At 40.9% G+C, this 25,157-nt stretch carries 20 protein-coding genes; 8 read left to right on the top strand and 12 right to left on the bottom strand.

The genetic code is table 11. From position 1 onward, the window contains the following. Positions 1 to 111 precede the first annotated feature (111 nt). A complete protein-coding gene (locus IQ276_RS08090) occupies positions 112 to 1,518 on the bottom strand; it encodes a glycosyltransferase family 2 protein (protein ID WP_193922309.1) in 1,407 nt (468 codons plus the stop codon). Positions 1,519 to 2,157: 639 nt separating this feature from the next. Here IQ276_RS08090 and ebsA point away from each other — a divergent pair. Further along, positions 2,158 to 2,532: a type IV pilus biogenesis protein EbsA gene (gene ebsA, locus IQ276_RS08085; protein ID WP_190882643.1), complete on the top strand. Its 375-nt coding sequence runs from the start codon at positions 2,158 to 2,160 to the stop codon at positions 2,530 to 2,532. A 392-nt stretch (positions 2,533 to 2,924) separates the two neighbouring features. Here ebsA and IQ276_RS08080 read toward each other — a convergent pair whose 3' ends face one another. Beyond that, positions 2,925 to 5,303 (bottom strand): bifunctional serine/threonine-protein kinase/ABC transporter substrate-binding protein, encoded by a 2,379-nt coding sequence (locus tag IQ276_RS08080; protein WP_193922103.1) that lies wholly within the window; start codon positions 5,301 to 5,303, stop codon positions 2,925 to 2,927. Positions 5,304 to 5,561: 258 nt separating this feature from the next. On the opposite strand from IQ276_RS08080, the gene IQ276_RS08075 reads away from it, so the two are divergent. Next, on the top strand, positions 5,562 to 5,822 hold the full coding sequence (locus tag IQ276_RS08075; protein ID WP_193922105.1) for a MoaD/ThiS family protein: 261 nt from the start codon (positions 5,562 to 5,564) through the stop codon (positions 5,820 to 5,822). 137 nt (positions 5,823 to 5,959) lie between these two features. On the opposite strand, the gene IQ276_RS08070 is transcribed toward IQ276_RS08075, so the two are convergent. Continuing rightward, positions 5,960 to 7,318, bottom strand: coding sequence for a DUF11 domain-containing protein (locus tag IQ276_RS08070; RefSeq protein WP_193922107.1), 1,359 nt, complete (start codon positions 7,316 to 7,318; stop codon positions 5,960 to 5,962). Between the two features lie 337 nt (positions 7,319 to 7,655). Here IQ276_RS08070 and IQ276_RS08065 point away from each other — a divergent pair, with 337 nt between their 5' ends. Together IQ276_RS08065 and IQ276_RS08060 are read left to right on the top strand one after the other, a co-directional pair. Then, entirely contained in the window at positions 7,656 to 7,826 is a 171-nt protein-coding gene (locus IQ276_RS08065) for a hypothetical protein (RefSeq protein ID WP_221706943.1), read from the top strand. A 117-nt stretch (positions 7,827 to 7,943) separates the two neighbouring features. After that, entirely contained in the window at positions 7,944 to 9,485 is a 1,542-nt protein-coding gene (locus IQ276_RS08060; RefSeq protein WP_193925511.1) for a group II intron reverse transcriptase/maturase, read from the top strand. A gap of 1,448 nt (positions 9,486 to 10,933) precedes the next feature. Here the strand turns inward: IQ276_RS08060 and IQ276_RS08055 are convergent. Genes IQ276_RS08055 through IQ276_RS08045 form a run of 3 tightly spaced genes read right to left on the bottom strand, consistent with a single transcriptional unit; the run spans position 10,934 to position 13,485 of the window. Further along, entirely contained in the window at positions 10,934 to 11,500 is a 567-nt protein-coding gene (locus IQ276_RS08055; protein WP_190882639.1) for a thermonuclease family protein, read from the bottom strand. A 57-nt stretch (positions 11,501 to 11,557) separates the two neighbouring features. Continuing rightward, complete coding sequence (locus tag IQ276_RS08050; RefSeq protein ID WP_235115519.1) at positions 11,558 to 12,109, bottom strand: pyridoxamine 5'-phosphate oxidase family protein; 552 nt, start codon at positions 12,107 to 12,109, stop codon at positions 11,558 to 11,560. A gap of 50 nt (positions 12,110 to 12,159) precedes the next feature. Then, complete coding sequence (locus IQ276_RS08045) at positions 12,160 to 13,485, bottom strand: DUF58 domain-containing protein (RefSeq protein WP_193921763.1); 1,326 nt, start codon at positions 13,483 to 13,485, stop codon at positions 12,160 to 12,162. A 297-nt stretch (positions 13,486 to 13,782) separates the two neighbouring features. Here IQ276_RS08045 and IQ276_RS08040 point away from each other — a divergent pair, with 297 nt between their 5' ends. Beyond that, positions 13,783 to 14,994 (top strand): hypothetical protein, encoded by a 1,212-nt coding sequence (locus IQ276_RS08040; RefSeq protein WP_193921765.1) that lies wholly within the window; start codon positions 13,783 to 13,785, stop codon positions 14,992 to 14,994. Between the two features lie 153 nt (positions 14,995 to 15,147). Here IQ276_RS08040 and IQ276_RS08035 read toward each other — a convergent pair whose 3' ends face one another. From IQ276_RS08035 to IQ276_RS08015, 5 genes are all read right to left on the bottom strand, one after another. Then, positions 15,148 to 15,828, bottom strand: coding sequence for an S-layer homology domain-containing protein (locus IQ276_RS08035; RefSeq protein ID WP_193921767.1), 681 nt, complete (start codon positions 15,826 to 15,828; stop codon positions 15,148 to 15,150). Positions 15,829 to 16,522: 694 nt separating this feature from the next. Then, positions 16,523 to 17,338 (bottom strand): DsbA family protein, encoded by an 816-nt coding sequence (locus IQ276_RS08030; RefSeq protein ID WP_228043400.1) that lies wholly within the window; start codon positions 17,336 to 17,338, stop codon positions 16,523 to 16,525. Positions 17,339 to 17,729: 391 nt separating this feature from the next. Further along, a complete protein-coding gene (locus tag IQ276_RS08025) occupies positions 17,730 to 19,907 on the bottom strand; it encodes a DUF7948 domain-containing protein (RefSeq protein WP_235115518.1) in 2,178 nt (725 codons plus the stop codon). A 65-nt stretch (positions 19,908 to 19,972) separates the two neighbouring features. Continuing rightward, a complete protein-coding gene (locus tag IQ276_RS08020; RefSeq protein ID WP_193920326.1) occupies positions 19,973 to 20,248 on the bottom strand; it encodes a chitin binding peritrophin-A domain-containing protein in 276 nt (91 codons plus the stop codon). Positions 20,249 to 20,469: 221 nt separating this feature from the next. Continuing rightward, positions 20,470 to 20,754, bottom strand: coding sequence for a chitin binding peritrophin-A domain-containing protein (locus IQ276_RS08015; protein WP_193920324.1), 285 nt, complete (start codon positions 20,752 to 20,754; stop codon positions 20,470 to 20,472). A gap of 811 nt (positions 20,755 to 21,565) precedes the next feature. Between IQ276_RS08015 and IQ276_RS08010 the strand changes: the two genes are divergently transcribed. From IQ276_RS08010 to rpiA, 3 genes are all read left to right on the top strand, one after another. Then, positions 21,566 to 22,111, top strand: a complete 546-nt coding sequence (locus tag IQ276_RS08010) for an EF-hand domain-containing protein (RefSeq protein ID WP_193920322.1) — start codon at positions 21,566 to 21,568, stop codon at positions 22,109 to 22,111. Between the two features lie 186 nt (positions 22,112 to 22,297). Further along, entirely contained in the window at positions 22,298 to 22,843 is a 546-nt protein-coding gene (locus IQ276_RS08005) for an EF-hand domain-containing protein (protein WP_193920319.1), read from the top strand. A gap of 392 nt (positions 22,844 to 23,235) precedes the next feature. After that, the gene (rpiA, locus tag IQ276_RS08000; RefSeq protein ID WP_193920317.1) at positions 23,236 to 23,946 is read left to right on the top strand and encodes a ribose-5-phosphate isomerase RpiA; all 711 of its coding nucleotides are present in this window, start codon (positions 23,236 to 23,238) and stop codon (positions 23,944 to 23,946) included. 392 nt (positions 23,947 to 24,338) lie between these two features. Here rpiA and IQ276_RS07995 read toward each other — a convergent pair whose 3' ends face one another. Continuing rightward, positions 24,339 to 25,157 (bottom strand): DUF928 domain-containing protein, encoded by an 819-nt coding sequence (locus IQ276_RS07995; protein ID WP_193920315.1) that lies wholly within the window; start codon positions 25,155 to 25,157, stop codon positions 24,339 to 24,341.

Genomic DNA, 25,157 nt, shown 5'->3' with positions numbered 1-25,157 from the left:
GGGATTGGGGACTGGGGACTAGGTATTGGGAGGTGTGGGAAGCTTTTTTATATTCTCCCAACACTTCCTCATCTCCCTTATCCCCAGTCCCCAGTCCCCAGTCCCCAGTCCCTATTCCCCATTCCCCGTATGCAAGGTTTTCACCCATTTCAGGCGCTTTGGTCTGACGGACATCCGGGCGGTAGTACTGCTCATGACTACTAGCCAATGCAACATGTATAAACTGCCGCGTATAGTCTGTAGAACTAAGATAAAATACGTAGAAAATGAGAATTTCTGATCTTGACGTATCCGCCTTAAGCCGGTAAACATGCCCACCATTGACATAGTGACAGACAAGCTTGTGATGGGACTTAACATTGGTGGACGATGACGAGCGATCGCCATTAATAAATCTGGTACTGCTGCTGTGGGCAAAATATACATAATCAGCATAAAAATCAGCAAGTCCCAGCTTTTGCGCCCTCCCATGCGGTTTTTGAGAATTAAATCCCAATAATCCAAGTAGCGCTGATATCCGCCTTCTGCCCAACGGTTGCGCTGATGCCAGAGTGCAACTGCCTTTGTCACTCCTTCTTCTTGGACTGCTGGATGGAAAACACACTCAATATCCCATTTTTCCAAATGTAAGCGGATTGTTAAATCCAAGTCATCGGTAATGGTTTCTTCATTCCAGCCACCGCAGCTGTCTAGGGCTGAACGCCTGACAAATTGACCATTGCCCCGCAATTCGCCAATGCCACCAAGGGCTGTCCGCTGTTGCTGAAACCAGGTATCAAGTGCCATTTCCGCCATTTGACCCTTAGTCCAAAAATTTTCTTTGGCGTTGGCGATCGCTTTTCGCACCTGCACCGCCCCCACGTTTTCTCTTTGGAATAAAGGTATTACCTGTGATAATAAATCTGGTGTCACTTGGGCGTCAGCATCAAACACAGCAATGATTTCGCCCTTGGTCAGGGGTAATACTTGATTCAAAGCTCCAGACTTACCGCCACTAGCGTCTGCTGAGCGCGTGAGTACTTTCAGTTTGTCATATTTCTGCTGTAGTTCTGCTAATAAATGGGGGGTATTATCGGTACTGCGATCGTCAATTACCCATACTTCGTATTTTCCATCTGGATAATCCAGATTACAAAGATTTTGGGCTAATTTAGCAATTACCGCTTCCTCATTTTTTGCAGCCACTAACACAGATATATAGGGATAATCTCCCTGCATTTCTTTTGGATAGCGACGAGGTTTAGTAAACACTACCACCAAAGCATGAAGGCCTAGAACGGTGGTCAATCCTAGTATAAATATGGATGCCCAAGAAACTAAATGTAGAGCGATCGTGCCACTCCAGACGATAGTCAAGACCAGAGCTGCTTTACGTCTACGACCTTGAAACCGGGATGGTAGAGACACAGTTTCTGTCTCTAACACAGACTCCTCATCTACTGAGAGGTCAGACAACAAGGAGTTGAGTGGATCAAGCTCTTGATAAGAATCTTTTTCGGGCCAGGAATTCGCTGGCATAGGTTGCGTTGCTTGATTCAAAAACCACTATTTGTCTACAGTTAGTAATTTTACGGAAAAATATCCCTGACTACTTTTCCCGATATTAATCGGAATGGGCAAACTGTAATACCCGCTATCCCTAAGCCAAGAGCTTCCGGGACTACCGTTGTTGTCACTGGTACTGTGCTTAGTGACCTCGCATCAACCACATTTGCCACTCTTATACACAGGCTTGATTCCTTTGATAGCCCCTTGGCCAGGAAGCTTGTAAAGTATGGAGTTTCACTAACGGAGACTCCAGTTTAGGCGAAGTGATAGCAAGTTAGCAGCACCTTGTCCTTGGGAGAAACAGCAATAACAGTAACAGTATCCACCGCCACTTGAAAGCAGGGATTTTTTAGTGTATTGCCCCCAACTTCGATAAAAGTTAATGCAGCCTTATTGTAACCGAAATTTTAATATTTCTTAGCAGTAACTTCATTTATTGGGTATTGGTCATTAGTCATTAGTTATTCCCCCCGTCCCCGCGTTCCCCTCATCTCCCTTATCTCCCCACTCCCCACTCCCCACTCCCCACTATGTGCCTTAGACAGATTTTTTGGGAATACTACTAAGAGCCTATCGCCAGTTGCCAACTAACTTGAGGAATATTTAACAATGTCTATTGAGCAACTCCAGCCTGCCACTCAACAACAAGCCAGCGTTTACTTACCTTACGTTCAGGGCGCTAAGAGGAATTTTTTACCCTATGCTATGAGTCTTTATCAAAAAGGGGTTTTAGAGGGACACCGAAAGATAGAAGCTAGTGAGCATGTCCCTTTTGTCGCTTCCTGGAATGTTGCTACTCTACCTTCAGATTTAACCCGTTGCCGAGTACAGTTTGATGGTAATGCTGAACTGAGTTACGAATTGATGATGGCCAGTTTCGAGTTTATTAATTTTTTAATTGAACTTATCGAAAACTATAAACGTTATCGTGCCACCGATTTTTCACAAGCGTTTTATCGCAAGCTGCTACGCATAGATGATTGATATAACGGATTCAGAAGAGTTTGATAACCAAGCCAAATAATCTATAGCAATCCGTTTGATTTTTGAACAAGGTTATACCATTTCACGAAATACCTGATACAGATACATAGGTAGGGGCGTACAGCTGTACGCCCCTACAATCGATTCATGTGTTGCAAAGATTTTTGGAAATGGTATTAGGTATTGTAGGGTGTGTTAAGGCTTCCGTAACACACCATTTTGTGTTTGTAATTGCATAAAATACCACCTATTTTTCACACAAACTTTAATAATTATTTAATTATGACTATTATTTCACATCCTGATTGGATCAAATATTTGGAAGAAAATTCCAGCAGTTTAAATTTGCAATCTGCTGTTTTATGAATCTCAGGTTGCCAATAACCTAGAATTTAATCACCTGGAAATTGCTTTGATAAATTCAAAGGTAGAAATTCTATTTGTCCTGTATTGGGATTTTGTACAACTTTGACTAAATGAATATTATCCTGTTGCCGATCGCCATTTGGTTTAAAAGAAATTACGCCGGTGGCACCAGTTGCTTTAAAATTAGTCTCAGCGATCGCTTGCTGCACATTTTCACGACTGGGTGATGGTATTTTTTCTAAAGCTGCTAGTAATACACGAGTTGCATCGTAAGATAATGCAGTGTGCCAATTCCCTATTTTCCCCCAAGTTTTCTCTACTTGTTTCGGAAAATCTCGATTTAAATTACTTCTCGAATGCCAAGGTATAGCCACTACTGCACCTGCTTGATTGCTTACTAATGCTTTGAGAAGCTTATTATTATCTAGACTATCTCCACCGACTACTAAATATTTATTTTTCTTCGCATATTCAATTACCTGAACTGCGGAATCAGAGGTTAGACCATCGGTAGTTGGGAATAAAATAATTACATTTGCTTTCTGTTGTTTAACTTTATTTATAGTAGATTCTATATTGTTATCAAAAGGGATATCTGCTAATACTTTTCCACCTAATTCAGAAAGTCTACCTTTCATTTGTGCTTGCAGAGATTTACTATAATTATTGTTGGGATTAAAAAATATTACAGCTTGTAATTTATTTTGTTTTTTCAGATAGTTAGCTAAAGTTTCGGCAATAACACGGTTGCTAGGAACAACACGAAAAAAACAATTAGGATAATTGAATTTACAAGATGTAGATAGAGATTCTGATGTGGCTGTAGCAGAAATTAATAAGAGTTGCTGTTGTTGATAAATTTTGATAGCTTCTAAGGTTGTATCACTTCTAAAATGACCAATAACAGCTAAAATATCATGGGTTTTGCCTAATTTATCTGCTATTTTTTGAGCATCTTCAATTTGATTATTATCACTAGCAATCAATACTTTTAAACCTATGTTTTTTGTTTTGGATTTTTGATTAAATTCATCTTGTGCTTGTGCAACACCACGCAATATTTCTTGGCTGGAGTATATATTGTCATTATTATTGCTGATAGGAGCTACAACAGCGATAGTGTAGGCTTTAAATTTTTCAACTTCTAGGCGGCTGTTATTAAGATAAATCAAGGTTTCCGGGTCACGATCTTTTTGCCAAGCCTTCTCTAACCAAGTAATCGCATCTTGGTATTTACCCGCGGCGATCGCCTTTACTCCTCGTTCTTTTTCTGTTACTGTCATATTGATATTTGGTAACAGAATTTCTTCACCACAACTGATACTATCCTCTAGAGGAAAAGTCCTCAGCCAAATTTTTGAACATCCATTTACTCCGTTTAAATACCAATAACTGCTAGGTAATCCAACTCCCAATAAAATAGCCGTACCAGCTACCCAAGGTGAAATACGTGGTAAGGTAATTGGACGATTCAGGCGTCGTAAAATTATTTGAGTATTTTCTGGGCGATTTTTCCAGTATGGCTCCATCATTTCATCGAGCAAATCGAAAAGCGATCGCCATCTCAATTTATCTAACCAATTTCTCCAATAATTGGAGTGAAATGAAACTTGGTCACGCCAAATTAACTTACCTGTTTGGTGATCTTCTTCCAGATTCAATGGCAGCTTTCCAGTTAGTAAATGCACAAAAGTTCGTCCTAAAGCAAAAAAATCTGATTGCTTTACTACTGTGCCTTTCATTTGTTCGGGTGATGAGTAACCTAGTGTACCAACTATGGTATTTTCATTTTGTTGCTGCACATAAGTTTGTGCTAAATCGCGTACCGCTCCAAAGTCAATTAACACAAGTTTTCCATCTGGTTTGACCATGATGTTTGCTGGTTTAATATCCCGATGAAAATACCCCTGAGCGTGGACTCGATCTAAAATTTCTAGTATTTGTTTTAAATAAGCGATCGCTAGTTCCGGTGTGATGGGTTTATGATCTCGATTTTTTAACCATTGTTGTAAATTTAAACCCTCAATTTTTTCCATTACCAAGCAGTATAATGGCTCTGGGCAATTTGGAAAGTTCAATTCAAAATATCCATCTGGCTCAACTTGAGGAATTCCTGAATTATTTAAGCGAATTAACACCTCAGCTTCTCGCTTAAATAAATCAACTATCTTAGATTTTTTGTCGTCATCGCTAAATAAAGATAAATTCAAAACCTTGAGGACTTTTTTGATTCCGTTATCTTCTACTTCAAAAGTTCGAGAAAAGCCTCCACTACCCAATAATTTAATTAGTCGGTACTTGTTTTTTAGTAACAAGTTTTCCCCACAGTTACGGCAAAAAATGTTACCATTGGCATTCATTAAATCGGCAGGATTTGGACACTTGGGATTGAGGCAATAACTCATAGAGCTAAGGGTATTACTTGAGTGTGGCAATACAGCAGATTTCAAGAACCGCGAAGTACAGCACCTAGAGGCTCTGAGCCTATTCTCATTCTGAATTCTGACTCCGGTTAGCGCAGCGGGGCGCAGCCCATTCTGAATTCTGCTGTATTATTCGACGTTTATTTGTGCCCACCTGCTTAGTAATGTATAATAAATTTCAAGAATTCAGGGTGCTTGTCAAGCATTAAAGTACTTGCTGGCGCTGCCAAAGCATTTAGTATGTCTAAATCTGCAATCACCGTTACCGTCAAATTGTTCGCCGCTTATCAAGAGGCCTTTCAGGTTTCAGAATTACTACTGGAATTTCCTAATGGTACGCCGGTTGGGGCTGTATGCGATCGCCTCATAGTCGAACACCCGGAACTCTCCCAATGGCGGAACATCACCCGCTTTGGGATTAATCTCATATTTGTCGAACCAGATACCCTCCTACAAGATGGCGATGAAGTTGTGTTAATTCCCCCAGTTAGCGGCGGGTGAGTAAGGAACGTGGATTAAATAAAATGCAAAACTTCATCCTGTCTCACGATCCCTCTCCAATATATCGGAGAGGGATTGAGGGTGAGGTTAGATGATTCGTAACTCCTAACTTTTAACTCCTCACTCCTAACTTTTTCTTATTTCACCTTGGCGCGGAAGCGGACAAAGCCGTAAACATCTTTGACTAGAGTCGGTAAATCTGGACTGCGGGTGATATTCACCACTACAGCGCCATTGGTGTTTGTACCGCAGGATGATGGAGCTGACTCGTTAGCAGGATAAAAACGTCCGCGATCGCCATCTGCAACATCGCTCAGGTAAACTGTGGGAGTACTAGAACTAACTGCAAGGGCAATACCTTGATTTGCTGCTGGTAAGCCGCCATCACTGGGTGCATTACCATCAAAAGCAGTGGGAATAAAAGTAGCATTACTAGGAACTAAGTCGCAGAATTTAACGTTAGTAGCATCATTCGGTCCCTTGGAAAGAAAGTAGATAGTGTATTCCAACTCATCTCCTGGCTTCACAGTTCCAGCATTGATTACTCCCCGCAGATAACCAGCAGGCCATTTTGCATCGTTATCATCAGAAGCGTAAGGTTCTGGTGTATAGTTGGCAGCATTTATCGCCACGTCGCTACGACCATCTACTATGTCAGTTAAATCTTGATTATTGATGCGGGTGATGCGTTTGACTAACAACAGCTTTGCATTCACAGTATTAATAATGTTGAATGTAGCTGGTTCACTTACACCAGGATAATAAGTCCATAAATCCAACCCTTTAGTATCTCCAAAAGAGCCGTTGCATGATGTCCCAGCATTACCAGCGTTACCAGACTGACCAAATTTCCGGTTATCGCTAGCAGTGTCAAAACCGTTAATTGGGTCGCTAAAAGCTGGGTTTGGTGGATTAATCCCACAGAGTACTTGACCAGTTGTACCAATTTGAGTACCACCGATTGTTTTATAACCGCGATCGTCATAAAATCCTCTGGTGTTGCCTATAGGATTAGAGGCATTCAGCATTGTAATGGTAGGACCACCAGTAAAATTGTTTTCCGCGTCTAGCAAGGGAAAGTGATATTCACCTCCATAAGTTCTGACACGAACTTTGTAATTATTGCCAACCGGAAAATAATTGTCACTGTTATCTTTACCATCCCAATTAATTGCTTGCTGTCCCGTGGTAGGCATAATTCCTCGCAAAAGTCGGTTTTGCGAGTTAGTGGGATCAAAATTGCTGCCGTCTCGGCTGATAATGAGTTCGTAAGTGCCTGCAAGATTGCTGTCAAAGCTCAAAGTACCGCCTGTGCTGTAAGAACTGTTATTTCCTCCAGCTGTGCCGTTGAATTGTAAATTACTAACAACAGGAATAATTGGGCTAAGGGGAATACCAGTTCCCTCTAAAGTGCCATCGCGTTTGTAACGCTCAACGTATGGAAGCACGTTGGTGTCGATGGAGTTCAAAAAGGTAGCGTATTGCGGACGAGCCAAGCTAACACCACCTTGGGGATTTGCTAGCTGACTATCCGCCCCCAGTATGTCGTGGTACAGAGGCGATGTGCGATTCGTTGCTTAGTGAATCACGGTAGTCAGTCCGCACATAACTAAGCCAGCCCGACAGCAGATTACTGTCACTAAAGGCTGAACTCTCGGTCAGATGCAAGTGTAAGCCTTGCCATTCAGACTCAGAATTGACTCCTTATCTGCCCACACCGAACAAGCTCGGTTCTTGTAGAGTGAAGCTGGGAACAGGGCGCAATCAGACGACCGTTGCGGGTTGACACTGGCGCTAATAGGGAGTTCCTATGATGAAACAGAGCCTCAAAAAGTGACCCATCGTAGAGCAGGGCGCAACACTAAAATCCCTGACTTCGTTGGAGCCAATTCCCGCCGTAATATCGCCAATAACGGCAAGAGTCTAGGGAATCCAACGGTCAAATTGGCTACATCTAACGGAACAATCAATCTCTCCGAGGGAACGAATAAAAACGATTTGTGAGTCCTGGGGCTTTCGTTCCCCAAGTAGGCTAGACGAGAAGCGGAACTCTCACAATTCGGGTAGGACAGACCGTAATTGGTCTGAGGTGTTCAGAAAATACAAACTCTAGAAGAGAAAATGATTAGACACAGTAGACATACTAGTGAATCTTGGAAAGCCTTACCGTGGAAGAAATTCCGCCGAAATCTTTTCCGCCTTCAAAAGCGCGTATTTAAAGCGGTTCAAGTTGGAGACAAACGGAAAGCTAGGTTTCTCCAAAAGCTTATTTTTAAATCCACCTCGGCTCGATTTCTTGCAATTAGACTTGTATCTCAGCTAAACGCTGGTAAAAAAACGGCGGGTATTGATGGTAAGAAATCCCTGTCATTTGAGGAACGCTTCAACCTTGAAGAATTACTGAAAATGAATAGTGGAAATTGGAAGCATCAAGGACTAAGGGAAATCCCCATCCCCAAAAAGGACGGGACTACCAGAATGCTTAAAATACCAACCATAGCGGATAGAGCTTGGCAATGCCTTGCAAAATATGCACTAGAACCAGCACACGAAGCCACTTTCCACGCCAGGAGCTACGGGTTCAGAACAGGGCGCTCTGCTCACGATGCACAACGGTACATCTACAATAACCTACGCTCTTCCTGCAATGGAACAGAGAAACGAGTTATAGAACTCGATATCGAAAAATGCTTCGATAGGATTAACCACTCAGCAATAATGGACGAACTCATCGCCCCCAAAGGCTTAAAACTCGGAATATACCGATGCCTCAAGGCAGGAGTAAACCCAGAATTCCCCGAACAGGGTACACCTCAAGGGGGAGTAGTCAGCCCACTATTAGCAAACATCGCACTCAACGGGGTTGAAAGTATCCACAGATACAGAGCCAACGGGCAAATCAACGAGCCATCAATCCGATACGCGGATGACATGGTTATTATACTCCGACCCGAAGATAATGCGATAGAGATACTTGAGAAAATCAGCGAGTTCCTCCGCAAACGCGGAATGAATGTAAGCCAAAAGAAAACCAAAGTTACCGCCGCGACAGATGGGTTTGATTTCCTCGGCTGGCACTTTAAAGTCCAGAAAAACGGAAAGTTTAGAAGCATTCCCTCAGTGGACAACTTCAAAGCATTCCGTAAGAAAGTAAAACACATCGTCAACAACTCGAATTATGGTGCTACCACAAAGGCTGAGAAATTAGCCCCGGTAGTAAGAGGTTGGAGAAATTACCATAAGTTCTGCAAGATGGACGGGTCTAGAAACTCGTTATACCACATCAAAAAAAGAGCTTATACGGTATTCAACAAGGAAGCCAAGAAAAATCGCTACGCTAGCAAGAAATTACTAGACAAAGCATTCCCAGCAGTTTCCTACTCCGAAAGTAGCCACGTCATGGTTAAAGGAACAAAATCCCCCTATGACGGAGATACAGCCTACTGGAGCGAACGCAAAAGTAAGCTCTATGACGGCGAAACTTCTTTTGCTCTTAAGAAGCAAAACCATAGATGTGCCTCTTGCGGCTTAAAGTTCATCGATGAGGAACGGATTCATCTGCATCACATCGACGAAAATCACGCCAACTGGAAGAAAAATAATCTGGAAGCAATTCACGAGAGTTGCCACGATTACAAGCACATGAGCAAAAGCGAAAGCTGAGAACATCGGGAGCCGTGTACACGGAAACGGGTACGCACGGATCTAACTGAGAGGTGCGGGGAATAATATCCCCCATCGACTCAACCATCCCGTCGCTGTCAAAGAAGCCAGTTTGATTACCATAGAGAACAAATCCGTTAGGATCTGTGCCTCTGAGTTCTACTTTATATCGGAAGCCATCTGTGGTTACTGGATAGACTGGGAAGTTGAGATATCGGCCGTTATTACCAGTAAAAAGAGCAAGATAATAGCTGAATAACCGTCCGTTCAAGTCAGTTGTTGAAGTTTGATCGCTGCTGCGTACCGTTACATCCCAAGCTGCAACACTAGTTTTTTGTTGATCATTAAAATTGCTATCACTACCCAAATCAATTTCACCAGTAGGAGTGCTATTAACGGAAGAGTTACCCCCATCAGGCCCGTAGAAAACGATATCATAAACTCCAGTGGATGGAGCCTGGTAGTAGCAGGGAATATAGCCGTTGGGATTACCTCCGCCAGAAATAGCACGCGGGCCATTTAACTCCTGTTGGCGAGTTGAGATAACACCCCGCCCAGCTTGAGAAGTACACACAAAATCTGCTGTGCCGGGAACAGTTTCACTGCCAATGCTGCCACTGACACGACCGGGGTTGTAAACGCGCACATTACCATTATTTACCCCAACTGCGCTAGAACCCAAAAGAATATACTCATCTTTGTTGGCATAGACTTTGAGTAAAGTTCGTCGCAGCACCAGACCGCCATAAGTATCAGTACGCCACTCTAGGTTCGCTCTACTACTGCCGACTGGGGCGGTACTGGGATAGAGGGTGCGACTACCTTCAGCCTGAGCAGATGGTATTCCAAAATTCAGGTAGCACAGTGAGAGAGCAAGACCAGTTAGTAGTTTTTTATAACGGTTGAGGTGTTTGTTATTGACCGCTAAAAGACATTTTAACAGTAGACTCATTTATGCTTCACTAGCTCCTGATTTTAATTGAATGAGTGCCATGTTTGCGACAAGCCACTCTGTGTCTAGGGAAAATTTAAAAGGCACTTATAAAAAAGAATAAAAACTCTAATGCACTTAGGCGATGCCTGCCTTTAGGTTACCCAAGTTGTACGAAAATCTACCATCTTGATTCACGTTCTCTGTGGCGATCGCTCTACAATTCTCAAATCAAGATAGGGATTTTGTTTATCTGCTTGCTCGTCTTAGTATCATATCCTAATAATTAGTTATGATTCCCACAGTCATTGCACCCCACACGCCAGTCGCTCATGGGGGAAACCCCCATCGCCCTTGGCGTCTCCCCTTGGGAGAAGACCGCGCTGGCTCCCCTTAATCCACCCTGCGTAGTTGGTAAGCGGAGGGGAGACAAAGCGTAGCTTTGGCAGGGTTAGGAGGGTTTAGTAAGTAATCAAGCGGACATGAAATGACAAATCACAAATGACAAATGACTTTTTTATTTTTTATATAAACTGCGATATTCCCAAGGATTGACAAATTTAGTATCACTCCAAACGCCAACCCGTTGTTCTTTGGCTTTAGCTTCAGCTTGTTGAACTAAGTCTTTACTAGGACACTTATTTAAATAGGGACGATATACTTTTGCTAAGCCTTCTTGCAACAATACTTGTTGTATAAAAGTGCCATTTTTTAAACGAACTTCTGCAATTTTACGCCCATAGCGATCGCTATCAGTAATATTCAAAGTCACGCGCTCCCCTCCTTGCTGCACGAGTTGTTGCACGCGTTCTTGAGCTTTTATACCCCAACTAAATTGATTGCGATCGCTACTACTTTTACTCTGCTTTTCTTTATTAGTATGAGCTATTTCTGGTGCATCCACACAAGCAAAGCGCACGGTAACATTTTTGCCATTAGTGTCTTTTACTACTAAAGTATCACCATCACTCACTCGTTCAACCGCATCTCCAGAGTTACCAATAAAGCCATTGCAGCCTATCAAACCCAAAATTATGATAGTTCCACAAAGCCAAAATCCCACTGGTTTAATTAATTTTTGCATCCAAATTCACCAAATTACCTTTGATGCATGATATGACACAATAAAACAAGATTTCTGTTAAGTTGTGACATGCTGCCGGAGGGATTGCAAACATATCTGAATTTTTGTATCTATTAATTGATTACCAGCAGGTAATCGTTCGCCAGTCACCCAAGCTTCTTGAGGTTGACAGTGATATACCCTGCGGGGTGAATCATTTAAATAATCATCAGCTGTGCGATTGTGTTTTCTCTTTGCACGATTGATAAGTAACTTGACTATCTTTTCTGTTGCCTCTGGCTTTAATTCTGATGCCGTTCCATAAAAATACAAACCATCTGCTGTACCTTCAGAAACACTCGAATTAAAAATAGCGATCGCCACCTTCCCACCATTGCTGTATAAATTCTGCGAATGCTTAGATTCTATAGCCGAACTCCAATAAATATTGCAGTTATCATCATAGACAAAAAATACAGGTGATACCCAAGGATAACCATCTAAAGAACAAGTAGATAAAGTGCAATAAATATTATTTGCCATAATCCGAAAAGCTTTCGCAATAACTTCTGGATTTTGGCAATCAATTGTATTAACCCATCTGTTCGTCACACTTGCAGCTTCCAACATGATCTCTTCTTACTCTCTGCGCCTCTGCGTGATACAAATCCATAACTCCCCTAAAGTTGATTTCGCGCCTTCAATTGCAGATATCGCTCAACCAACTCATCAGCAATCTGATTCGCTGGTGCATCTAATACTAATACACCTTTTTGTTTCAACTGAGCAAATGCCACTTGTCGCTGTGCCAATAAATCTAAAGCCACTGCACGCACATAAGCACCTGTAACATTTTCAGTAAAAGTGTGTGCCAAACGATCGACTTGCGGATCTCGCAGAGTCACGCAAAATGGGAGATAGCGTGGCGCTAGCTTGGAAAGTGCAGCCAGTAGTTCCATAGAAGCGGTGACATCAACTAAGTCCGTAATCACCACCACAAGCGCCCTACGAGTTTGTCGCTGCACAACATTTGTCACCGCGCCCAAATAATCAGACTCAAATAATGCTGGTTGAATGGGAGTCAGCTTATCAATTAGCTGACTCAAATGAAGTTGACCGCGTTCTGGCGGAATCCACGTATGCATCTGGCGGTCAAATACACCAACACCAACGCGATCGCCTCGATGCAATCCCGCCAAAGCTAAGGATAATGTTGCATTTAAACCCCAGTCAAATCGCTGCAAACCCTGGACTTTTGCTGTCATCAACCTGCCGCGATCGAGTAAAATCAGTAAAGTTTGCTCTTGTTCTGGTTCCAGCACCCTCACCAATGGCGGTGAGTTACCATAAGCACCAACCCGACGGGCGGTAGCTTTCCAATCAATAAACCGCAAATCGTCACCAGTGCGATAATTCCGCAATTCGGCAAACTCTGTACCGATACCCGTTCGCCTAGCTTGGCGCATTGCTCCTGATGATTGTAGTGTCAGGCGAATTGTGAGCGATCGCAACCCGATTAAATCAGGATAAACTTTCACTGGCAAACTTTGTAAAATCTGCCAATCATCCCAAGCTAACCCCCAAAGTCCCAATTGTCTGACTTGAATATTTCCCCAAGGAAATTCTCCCCGTTGTGTTGGGTTAACAGTATAGGTTAATTCCTGGGTGCTGTTGCTGGGAATAGTGGCTGAGCGTGCAGGGGCAGATACACCAAACCCTGTTGGATAATAGTCGCGGATTTGAATTTGGGCGTTGGTATTTTGCGAAGTAACTTTTAGTACAACTTGGTTATCCCGCCCAATGGATAACCGTGACGGTAATTCGCGGGTAATTTGGACGCGAGAACGCCGTACCCGTGAACCATCCACAACCATTAATAGGAGAACCAGGACATCAAATAGCAGAGTGATGACGATGCTTGCTCTAATGCCCAGAAAAAGGGATAGGATGAAAGCGATCGCAATTCCTAGCGCCAATAATAAATAAACTCGTCTTGCTGGAACCATTTTTTCAAGTGAGGAATATTAATACTGATTTTTGAGAGCCAAAATTGAATAGCGTTGCCGAGTCAGGATATGAGACAACTCTACCCAAAGGTAAATAGAATAATTCTATGTTAAAAGGTAAATTTTTGACTACTAGATGTTAATTACTAATGACTAAGAACTTCTTGAGAAGTTAGGATAAAAGTATCATCCAACTTCAGTTGAGATATTTGCTGTTTCACAAGGCAAAAGCATCAAACGGCAACGGTGCTGCCGTCAATTTCTACCCATTGCGACTAAATATCAATTACCAAACCCATGCCAAATCGTCATTATCCTCCCGCCTACTTACGCTATCTCAGAGCCAGGTTATGGAATCTAGGGCGACCTGGTTTTTGGGTAACTGCAATTTTTTTATCTGTAGTCGGGCTAGTAACCTGGGAATACTGGTCAAACCCAGATATTTTTGTTTATAAGCAAAAAAAACAAGTCGCTTCACAAAAGCCGGCTGACTCCTCCCTGTCAAACGAAAACAAAGCTATTGCAGCAGATATTGATAACTTACCAGTTTTATTTAATGACTTCGATCAAGCAACTCTTTCACTAACGGCAAATACCCCCAACGAAAAGACTGAGGTAAAAAAGAGCAAAGGCTTATTAGAAGACTTAATTAATAAACAAAAGTCTGGTAACGATAGCAAATTAAAATCTGGTTTAGGAATAGTTAAGCCCGAATCTCCCCCAACCCTGAAAAATCCCTTTATCGCACAAACAGAAAATTTATTGCGTACTGGGACTGTTGATAGTAATAGCCAGTTTCTCGGTCTCAACTCCTTAAATGGGGCGTCTGAAACAGAAGGGGAACAAGCATCTTCTAGCTTGGGAATTGGATTAACTAATCAAACCAACAAAAATCAAAATTCTGTCTCTATCAGTCCTCTGCAAGCAGCACTCAACGAATCGACAGACCAGAAATTGTCTGGCTTTAATGGGATTAATACCACTGGCCCAAATGCTTTAGGGCGTGTTTCTGACACAGGAACAAGGTTGATGCCACCGATGAACAGCTTACCCAATCAGAATTCTCTACCAACTACTGGGTTAATTCCTGGGACGGGGTACACCTCAACGGGTACAAACTTGCAGCTAAATCCCTACAGTAATTTAAATAGTGGTCAATCGCCAGTGGCGCCCCCAGTCAACTCTGTTGCACCTACTAATATCACACCTTACTCTAGCCAAAGTCCGAATCAAAGTGTTATTACACCCACAACCTCTGCGGGATATGGGAATTATGGCTTACAGCAGCCAACCCAAGTACCACAGTCTACCTATGGCAATTATGGCTTACAGCAGCCAACCCAAGTACCACAGCCTACTTATGGCAATTATGGCTTACAGCAGCCAACCCAAGTACCACAGTCTACTTATGGGAATTATGGCTCGCAGCAACCAACCGAATCACCAAACTCTACTGCCGCATATATGCGCCAGATTCTAGAAAAACATAGAGGTCAGAATCAAAGGTGATTATATAGCAATCCGATTTGATTTGGAGAATCACTCGTAGAGGTAAGGGACTGGGGACTGGGGACTGGGAAGAAGGAATAAAGGTGTACTGAGTTTTGTTCAAAAATCAAATATGAGTCCTATAAACACGTTTCTTAACTGAATTTTATTCAGTTAAGGAGATGGTGAGCTATTTGGAATAATCGGAACCTCTGGTGTTTCGGGTTGTTGCTTTTGCCGTTGCAAATATTTACTCAAAATATAAGCCATATCCCCACGGGTGACGGGTCGTAATGGGGAAATATTGTTTTGAGCGTCTGTATTTATAAATCCTTCAGAAACTACAGTGGCGATCGCTTTTCTGGCCCAAGATGGGATAGACTTTTCATCTGGATGTGCAGCCAGAATCTCATCAACAGCGTCATCGGGAAACTGAAATACACCATAAGCTTGGGCGAAAATCGCAAAAGCTTCTGCCCTGGTTACTCTTTGATTCGGAAAAAATTGATTTCCTCGATAGCCTTTCATGATGTCAGTTTTTAACACCGTTTGGATATCATTAAATGCCCAATAAGACCGAGGAACATCTGGAATAACTAAATTTTCTTTGTTAACATCTTGTCTTTTATCTAAGCGAAATGCTTTTACCATAATTGAGGCTAATTCTGCTCTACTCACTAACCTTTCTGGATAAAATTTGCCATCGGGAAAATTTGTCATCCATTTCACAGCAACTACCTGTTCAATAGAATCAGACGGTATTTCAGAAGTAGCTTGTGACACTGGTTCCTGAGCAATTGCTGGCAAGTTTTGTAGTAGTGCTACTAAAGATAAAGTAATTGAAAAGCGACGCATCATAATAACCACTTTTAGCTGATAATGTGAATTGAAAAAACTACTTTACTGAGGTTAACTTATATCTTGCACCTCTGGGAATAAACCACTAATTACACAAATAAGAGCGTAAAAAAATTACTCCAGAAGTGAGAATAAATCTAAGTAAAATGAGTAATAAATAATACTGCAAATACATTTTATTCAGGAAAGTTACTATGATTAGGCGATCGCAAATTTGAAAGAGTAGTTGGATAAGATATTGAACGCCTGAAAGGCTTGGCACTTAGTTATGGAATTGACATCCAAGTTTCCAGTTTCCAGGTGCAAGATATGAGCGCCAAGAACGCCAAGAACGCAGAGAGAAGAAAAAAATGCTGGCGTTGCTGAATCGAGGGATGAAATTTATATTTTGAAATCTAAAACTCTTTATCCTCTCAGCGTCTCTGCGCCTCTGCGTGAAAAAATCATCCCGCAAATATGCAACGCCGAAATGCTTATACCATTTTCATATGAAGATGCATAGAAAGAACCCCACCGCCTGCGGCACCTCCCCAAGGCATCGGGGAGGTTAAAAGGGGTCAAAATAATGTGCAACTTCACAGAAAATTGGTATTAACTGAACTGTATTGTTTTATAGGCGTATCTTCTGAAATAGACCTGACTCTTTACTCAATAATTTCGATAAGTCTAATTGCAATGATTTGCTAGCTGATTATGTTTGCTCACTTAGCGTATGATTCAGTACACTTTCCAGTTTTGATAATGGCACAGCACCAGAGAAAGTCTCACCATTGATAAAGAAAAATGGAGTACCTCGAATTCCTAATTTTTCAGCTAATTGTTTATCTTTTTCAATAGCAGTATTTACTTCTTCTGAATTACGTTCTTGGTTGAACTGTTCTAAATCTAGTTTGAGTTTTTTAGCAAGCGCAATGTATAAATTTTCACCTAATTGGTCTTGCTTGCTAAATAAAGCATCTTGATAAGGCCAAAACTCTCCTTGTGCTTGAGCCGCCCAAGCAGCTTTGGCAGCAGCGATCGCTTCAGGATGAATCGAATTTAAAGGATAATGTTTGTACACTAATGTGACTTCATTTTTATGCTTGCCTATAAACTGCTTCAATGTTTTATGAGCCTTAGCACAATAAGGACATTGAAAATCTGAAAACTCTATTAAAACAATCTTTTTCTCCATAGCATCAGTCACAGGAGATTCACCAATCACACTGCTAGGATTTTCTTTAATAAGCTGCTTAATATACTGTTTAGCTTGTTGTTGCTGCTGTTGTTGTTGTTGCTGTTCAGCTTGTAAAGCTTCTCTAATTACTTCTGGATGATTACGGATAATTTGCAAAACTTCAGCTTCTAACTGAGAATTAATAAAATTACTAGTGTCTGCTTGATTAATATTGGTGTTAGCCTGCACAGGCATAGACCAAGTGAGTAATGTAAAACAAAGCAGTAAAAGCCCTGCGAAAAAGACTGAACGTTTCAAATAACGATACATATCACAGTCTACATTCATCATATTTATCAGTGTTAAACACGAAATAGTGGAGTATTACAAAAGTCTTGCATAGTCAGAATAAGAGGTTATTTGAAAAGCGAATATAATTCGCCGGGGTCTAGTATTAATTTAGACTTTTAAAACATCCTCTAAGAGGATGTTCTAAAAATGGTTGGCTGTGATATTAATCACATTTTTACCCCCCTTAATCCCCCCTTATAAAGGGGGGAGACTAGACAATTTAGTTCCCTCCCCAATACATACGGGGAGGGTTAGGGTGGGGTAAACAAATATTTAATACACTACTACAGACTTTTCAAACATTCTCTAAGGGCTATAGCAATATAAAACTCTAACTCAAAAATTCAGAACCTATAAACATGGATTCTGAATTCTTCTTTTTGAAAGCTATTTAAGGAGAAATCTTTGTAATAAATGCATCAGCAGATCCAGCATTAGAACTTTGAAAAGCATTCTTTTTGGGGAAGTTGGTAGAAGCTGTGGCACCTGTAACGTATATATTGCCTAAAAGACCTAGAGTTATTGCTCTGCCTTGATCGTAACCACTGCCTCCTAAATAACTGGAAAAAACTAAAGCATTACCTAAAGAATTAATTTTAGTGACAAAGGCATCTTGAATGCCACCGAATGTATTTTGGAAAGCATTCTTTTTCGGGAAATTGCTAGAAGCTGTTGTACCTATGATGTATGCATTGCCTAAAGTGTCCACATCTATAGCTGTGCCATTGTCTTTGTCACTACCACCTAAGTAGGTAGAATAGACTAATCCATTTCCCCCTAAGTCAAACTTGGTGACAAAGACATCATTTTGACCACCTGAGACATTTTGCAAAGCATTATTCAGCGGAAAGTTAGTAGAGTTAGTAGTTCCTACTACATATGCATTGCCTAAAGTGTTGACAGCTATAGATGCACCATAGTCATTGCCACTGCCCCCTAGATAAGTGGAGTAAACTAAATGATCGCCGTCTAAATCGAATTTGGTGACAAAGGCATCGTTTTGACCACCTGCTACACCAACATAGGCGTTTTTGAGTGGCAAGTTACTAGAAGTAGTAACCCCTGTGACATAAGCATTGCCTAAACTACTGATAGCTATATCAATGGCAACATCGTCACCATTGCCTCCCAAGAAAGTAGAGTAAATTAGAGCATCGCAATTTGGGTTTAACTTCGTCACAAATACATCAATACCACCAGCCTTTGTAGTTTGAAAAGCATTTTTTCGTGGAAAGTCACTAGAAGTAGTAGCACCAGTTACATAAGTATTACCTAAAGTGTCTACAACTATTCCGTAGCTACCTTCACTACCACTACCTCCCAGGTAAGTAGAGTAAGCTAGATGATTACCGGATGAGTTGAGCTTAGTGATAAACCCATCAAGAGATCCTTTCAATGCACTCTGAAAAGCATTCTTGAGTGGGAAATCGCTAGAAGCTGTAGTACCTGTAATGTATGCATTACCTAAAAGATCTACAGCGATAGAACCGCCATAGTCTGTGTCACTACCTGCAAGGTAAGTGGAGTAAACTAGACCATTACCGTGGGGGTTGAGCTTGGTGACAAACACATCAAAAGCGCCTACACCAGTACTTTGCAAGGCATTTTTGCTGGGGAAGTTAGTAGAAGCTGTTTCCCCAATAATGTAAGCATTGCCTAAAGTATCCACGGCTATCTGTTTAGCAACGTCAGCCCCACCACTGCCTAAGTAGGTAGAGTACACTATCACAGGGTCGATGACTAATGGTTGCTCGTGGTCATAATTAGCAAGAGCTATCTCTACTTCTTGCTGATTTGACAGCACATAATTTCCTTCTATTAGCTGCTTTTGACCATCTATAATTTGGTACACCACTGGCTTGTGTTGTTGCAACACTCCATGAGGGGTGTGCATCAATAGCTGTCCCTGTTGATCAATTTGTAGTTGCTGCGCTCCTTCTATCTTCAGTTTGATTAGATTCGGATCTGCCTTTGGTGCAACTATTAAGTCATACTCTAATTGCCCTTGATTGCCGTAGTAAACTAAGTCAATGCCCGGATATAACGAGCTGTACTGCACCTGTGCATATGTCGGTATATCTGTGTGCCATTGTTGGGGGTTACTACCAACAAAATAGTTAACTTTTCCTGGTAATGGCTGTAATGCTGTTGGCTGAATATTGCTGTTACTGCCTAGCCATTGTAATTTCAGTTCTGTGCCTTGGGCAACATTGTTAGACGAAGATAATTGTTGTTTACTATCTGATTTGGAGAGTGCTAATACTGCTTCTGATTGAGTGAGAAATAATGTATAGCCTTGACCGCGAGAGAGAAATTTTACCTGCTCGTCAGTTTGACCAAAGTTTGGTTGAAAACTCAAAGGCAAATTACCATAAGCGGTAATTATTGGGGCTGTATTTGTTGCCTGGGAAGTTGGTGATTGGCTACTGGCAAAGGCTTGCTGATTGCAATTAGACCATAGCAATAGCAATAAACAAAAGCCAGTCACAATTTTTTGGAAAGTCTGCATCAGTCCTTTTTTGAAATAGGTTAGAGAACAATTTCTAGCAACAAATCTGTTATTTTGCATGATGTTGTGTTGGGATTTTTGATGAATCAAGATGAATTTTAGGAGTCAATTTCAACTTATCACTCCTATGGTGTTCTACAATCTACGTTTTGAGGCCAATCACAAACTTCCAATTCAGGATTGAAGTATAAACCAGCGGGACATGCAAAAAATACAGGGCCTGAGTTATCACATTTATAGAACGAATCACATCTTTCACTATCAGGAAGATGTACAGTGTATTCAGGAACTAAAGGAGGGCAAACTCCTACTGGTACTGCCTGGGTTTTGTTAAGCAAGAGTCCTGAGACAGCTACAATTACCAGAAAAGCAGAAATCACAAGTAAAAAAAATTTCTTCATCTGAATTTAACTCCTTGTTGCTTTATGTATTGCGACAAATTACCCGTTAACTTATTCGTGCTTGCAAGCTTTGCTATAGACAAGTCTAATTTTTGGGACTTGTGGCTAGATTTTCTGTTAATTAGTCAAACAAAATTAATTACACAATGTCCGAAGCAACGCTTGCTTGCATAATGAAAAAATATGTTTTTACACATTTGGGATACTCCCATTTCAACTTATCACTCTTGTGGTGTACAACCTGAGTCTTCAGGCCAGTCACAAACTTCCAATTTAGCATTGAAGTATGTTCCATCGGGACATGGCATAAGTATAGGGACTCCTTGCTGACATCTATAGTAAACATCACATCTTGTGTCATGAGGAAGATGTACAACAATGGCACTTGAGCCATCATCGGCAGGGCAAGATCCCACTGGTTCTGCCTGGGTTTTGTTAAGCAAGAGTCCTGAGACAGCTACAATTACCAGAAAAGCAGAAATCACAAGTAAAACAAATTTCTTCATCTGAATTTAACTCCTTGTTGCTTTATGTATTGCGACAAATTACCCGTTAACTTATTCGTGCTTGCAAGCTTTGCTGTAGAAGAATTTAACTCTCACCAAAACATAAATTTCTTGACGCTACGAATTACTGATAGCCCAATTACAATTGAGTGGATTTAAATCCTTAACAGCCCGCTAAAGCGAATTTGAGCTATTAGCTTCCGAATTAATTTTGGGGCGGTTATCGTAACTGGTGGAAGATATAAGTCAGGCTTTAAAAAGCAGGAGTACATGATTTGCCCCATGATTTTGAAGTTACCGTAATTGTTCTTATCTAGCATCAAGAATACATACGTTGGCTTGACAAAGCAAGTAGCATAACGTAAATTTACTTAAAAAAAGCAAAAAAGTTGCTATTACTCAAGCCTAGTTATTGAGTTACAGTCCTATAATCATTGCAACCCACAGGCCAGTTGCTCCACTTAGGAAGCGACTGTGCGATCGCACTCTGCAAAAAGCTTTGTGGCGTGAAACTATTACGTATCCATTACTACCTTTCCTTAATCCCTTTTTAATTACTATGAGGAGATAAAAATAGTATCCTTAACCTGAAGTTTAGATCAAATCATAAATTGAGCGATCGCTGTCCAATAAAGTGAATCAAACGTCAGCCCCAAAGCAAACGCCATACTTAAAAAAAGCTGAAATACGGAAGTAATCAACTCAGATTTGGTATTCTTCCTAAATTTTATCAAAAGTTTGAAATTGTACCAATTTCATGGTATTAGTTGAAATGAAAAATCAAGATTAATTTTTGCACGTAATCTAACTCATGGTATCTGAACTAATCAAGAAGAAATTGACAGTTTTTTTCCGAGGCTTAGATGTCGATAAAAACGGATTTGTAGAGCCAGAAGACTTTGATCAGATTGCTAGTAATTTTGCGGGGATACGTGGTTTTGAACCTGGATCATCTGATTATGAAAGTCTGCATAATCAGGTAATTTCTATCTGGAAAAATTACTGGATTAATGCCGATATTAATCAAGACAACAAAGTTTCATTAGATGAATACCTTGAAACTTGCAATCAGCAATTTGTTGCAGATAATGATTCTTCAGCAGCAGCTTGGCAAGAACCAATGGCGACTTTGTTTGAAGTAATAGACATCGATGATGATGAGAAAATTGCTGTGGAAGAATATAAGCAGTTGCTCACGGCATTTGGTTTTAACGCCAGTGGGTACGAAGAAATTTTTCAAAAACTCGATGCGAACGGTGACGGTTATATTTCCAAACAAGAGTATTTACAGCTGTTAAAAGAATTCTGTGGTGAGAACCCAGAAGCTCCTGGAAATTTCTTTTTTGGTTATTACTGATATTGGAGAAAGTTTTTTTAGATAGCCGTAGAAATGTTCCGACGGAACGTCTTTAGATACAAACGAAGTAATTAACCCGGATTTGGTATTGTTTTTAATTTTTCTCAAAAGTTTGAAATCGTACCAAGTTTAAGGTAATTTCTTTAAATGAAAATAAAGATTAATTGTTGTCAAGGTGCTTAACTCATGATCAGTGAATTACTTAAAAAGAAATTGGCAGTTCTTTTTCAAGGCTTAGATGTCGATAAAAACGGCTTTGTAGAGCGAGAAGATTTTGATCAGATTACTGCTAATTTTGCGCGGATACGTGGTTGGGAACCTGGTTCATCTGATTATGAAAATCTGCATAATCAGCTGATATCAATGTGGGAAGATTACTGGATTGATGCCGATATTAATAAAGATAACAAAGTTTCTTTAGATGAATGGATTGAAAGTTACAGCAAGCAATACGCTGTAGATAAGGACTCTTCAGCAGCAGCTTGGCAAGAACCGATGGCGACTTTGTTTAAAGTAATAGACATCGATGATGATGAGAAAATTTATGTAGAAGAATACAAACAGTTGCTTACGGCATTTGGTTTTAACGCCAGTGGATACGAAAAAATTTTTCAAAAACTCGATACCAACGGTGACGGTTATATCTCCAAACAAGAATATTTACAGCTGATAAAAGAATTCTGTGGGGAGAACCCCGAAGCTACTGGAAACTTGTTTTATGGTTATTACTGATATAGCAAACTGCTCAGTGCAAAGCTCGACTTGATCCAAAATTAAGAACTTGTTCTCTTTGTAGGGCAAAAACTCTAACTTTTTGGTAGAAACTTTTTCCATATCAGCTATTGACGAATCGAAGCTGGGCAATGTTGCGTAGCTAGTACAGCACGGCGTAAATAAACCAACCATTTGAAATGTCTCAAACCCTTATGAACAGGTAATTACGAATTACGAATTACGAATTACGAATTCCGCCTTGCGGTACTATATGCGGTGTTTGCTATGTGGCAGCTTGTTTTGGTCTTCCAGGAACTAAGAATCAGCAAAAACTTGTTTTTTAGCTTTCATCTTTTGGTGTTGTCTGCCCACTACTATGGACTATAGTCAGTTTTTCAGGAGTTTTGGGAATGACCGCAGCAGCAGATCCCGTAAAGTTGATGAAGCAAGAAGTTGGCAAAGCCGCCGCCGCCTTAGTAAAGTCGGGTTCGATTGTCGGGTTGGGTACGGGGTCAACTACAGCATACACAATTCAGTTTTTGGGCGATCGCCTCAAGTCTGGTGAACTCAAAGATATCATTGGTATACCTACCTCGTTTCAGTCAGAGGTGCTAGCGAAGGAGTATGGTGTTCCTCTCGCCACCTTAGACGCTGTTGACCACATCGATATCGCCATTGATGGGGCAGATGAAGTCGATCCCCAGAAGAATTTGATTAAAGGCGGTGGTGCAGCACATACCCGCGAAAAAGTCGTAGATTACCTAGCAGAACAGTTTATCGTCGTAGTAGATAGCGGTAAGTTAGTAGACCGCTTGGGTTCTAGTTTCGCTGTACCCGTGGAAGTGATTCCGATGGCAATTACTCCTGTAACCAATGCCATTAAAAAACTCGGTGGTAAACCAGAACTCCGCATGGGTGTCAAAAAAGCCGGTCCGGTAATCACTGACCAAGGGAATTTTGTCTTAGATGTCAGATTTGACTCTATTGAAGATCCAGCCAACTTAGAAAAGACGTTGAATAACATTCCCGGTGTTTTGGAAAATGGGATCTTCGTTAACTGCGTCGATTTAGTTTTAATTGGTGAAGTCAAAGATGGTCAGCCATTAGTGCGGCAACTGTAAGAATTTTAGATTTTGGATTTTGGATTTTAGATAAATCTAAAATCCAAAATTAAAAGCTAGGGTTCTTGCCCTATAAAGAGAACCAAGTTCTTAATTTTGGATAAAGTCGAGCTTAAGTAGGGTGTGTTACGGCTTTGGCCTAACGCACCGTTAAATAACATGGTGCGTTAGGCGCTCATCTAATTTTTTCGTGACAAAACATATCGAAATATGCGCCTAACACACCTACAGTTGAATACCACTTAACTTTTGCAAAAGTTGGCGCCCAGATCCCCGATTTCTTCAAGAAGTCGGGGATCTAAATCCCGCTTAAGTTATTTTATTTTTACTTTATAAATGACCTCTAAATCCCTCACTGATTGCATTCTGAATTCTGAATTATGAATTCTCTTTTAATTAGTATTATTAAAACGGGGTTTGCAACAATTAATCAGTGGTTTATTGGCTATTTCTTCTAAGCCAATTGAATGGAGCAAAGTTGTCCAATTTGCTAGTAAAGTGTGATTTTTGGGATTGGTAAAACGTAATTTTGCCAAAGTCATAATCGCATCGTACCAAACACCATTTGCGGCATAAAGTCTTGCCTTTTGTTCAATTGATGCTTGTTTAAATTGTTCTGTTAATGTTGAATTTTGGTTAACCCTTTGCACCCAACCATTTACATAATCCAGTTTCATCGGTTGTTTTTGGTCGCATTGAACTCGTACCTTAAAAAACCAGTGATACATTTTTCCCACCTCCGATAAAGTTGCACTAGGGGGTAAATGAACGCTAATAATTCCTGGTGATTCTGGTGGTGTCAGGTAAGTTCTGTATAAAGTCTGACTTTTATTGCTTGTCTCGTCTTTTAAAACAAACTCTATGTTGGCTATAGATGAGGCATCGTAGGGAACAAAAAAGAAGAAGTCAGGATGTTCAGAGTTTGTTAAACCCCAAACTTGAATTATGGGAACAACCATTTGCTCACTTTGCTTAAGAGTCTGTTGATAGGTTGGTACTAAGGCCGTTACCGTTTGATTAGCTGTGTTGCATCCACGACTTGCAGCCCCACCTCTAGAACCGGTTGCACTTCGGTCTGGTGGTGGAGGTGGTGGGATAAATTTGACTGAGGCGAGATGATTATTAACTGGTAGAGCGTGGAGCTGTAAAGGATAGGATATGTTACTAGTAAATACTATCGCCAAGGCTATGGTGAATTGAAAGCTTTTCAT

Source organism: Desmonostoc muscorum LEGE 12446 (assembly GCF_015207005.2).
In the GTDB taxonomy this organism is placed as follows: domain Bacteria; phylum Cyanobacteriota; class Cyanobacteriia; order Cyanobacteriales; family Nostocaceae; genus Nostoc; species Nostoc muscorum.
Note: the sequence above shows the minus strand (reverse complement) of the source record. Positions and strands in the feature narration are given on the sequence as shown.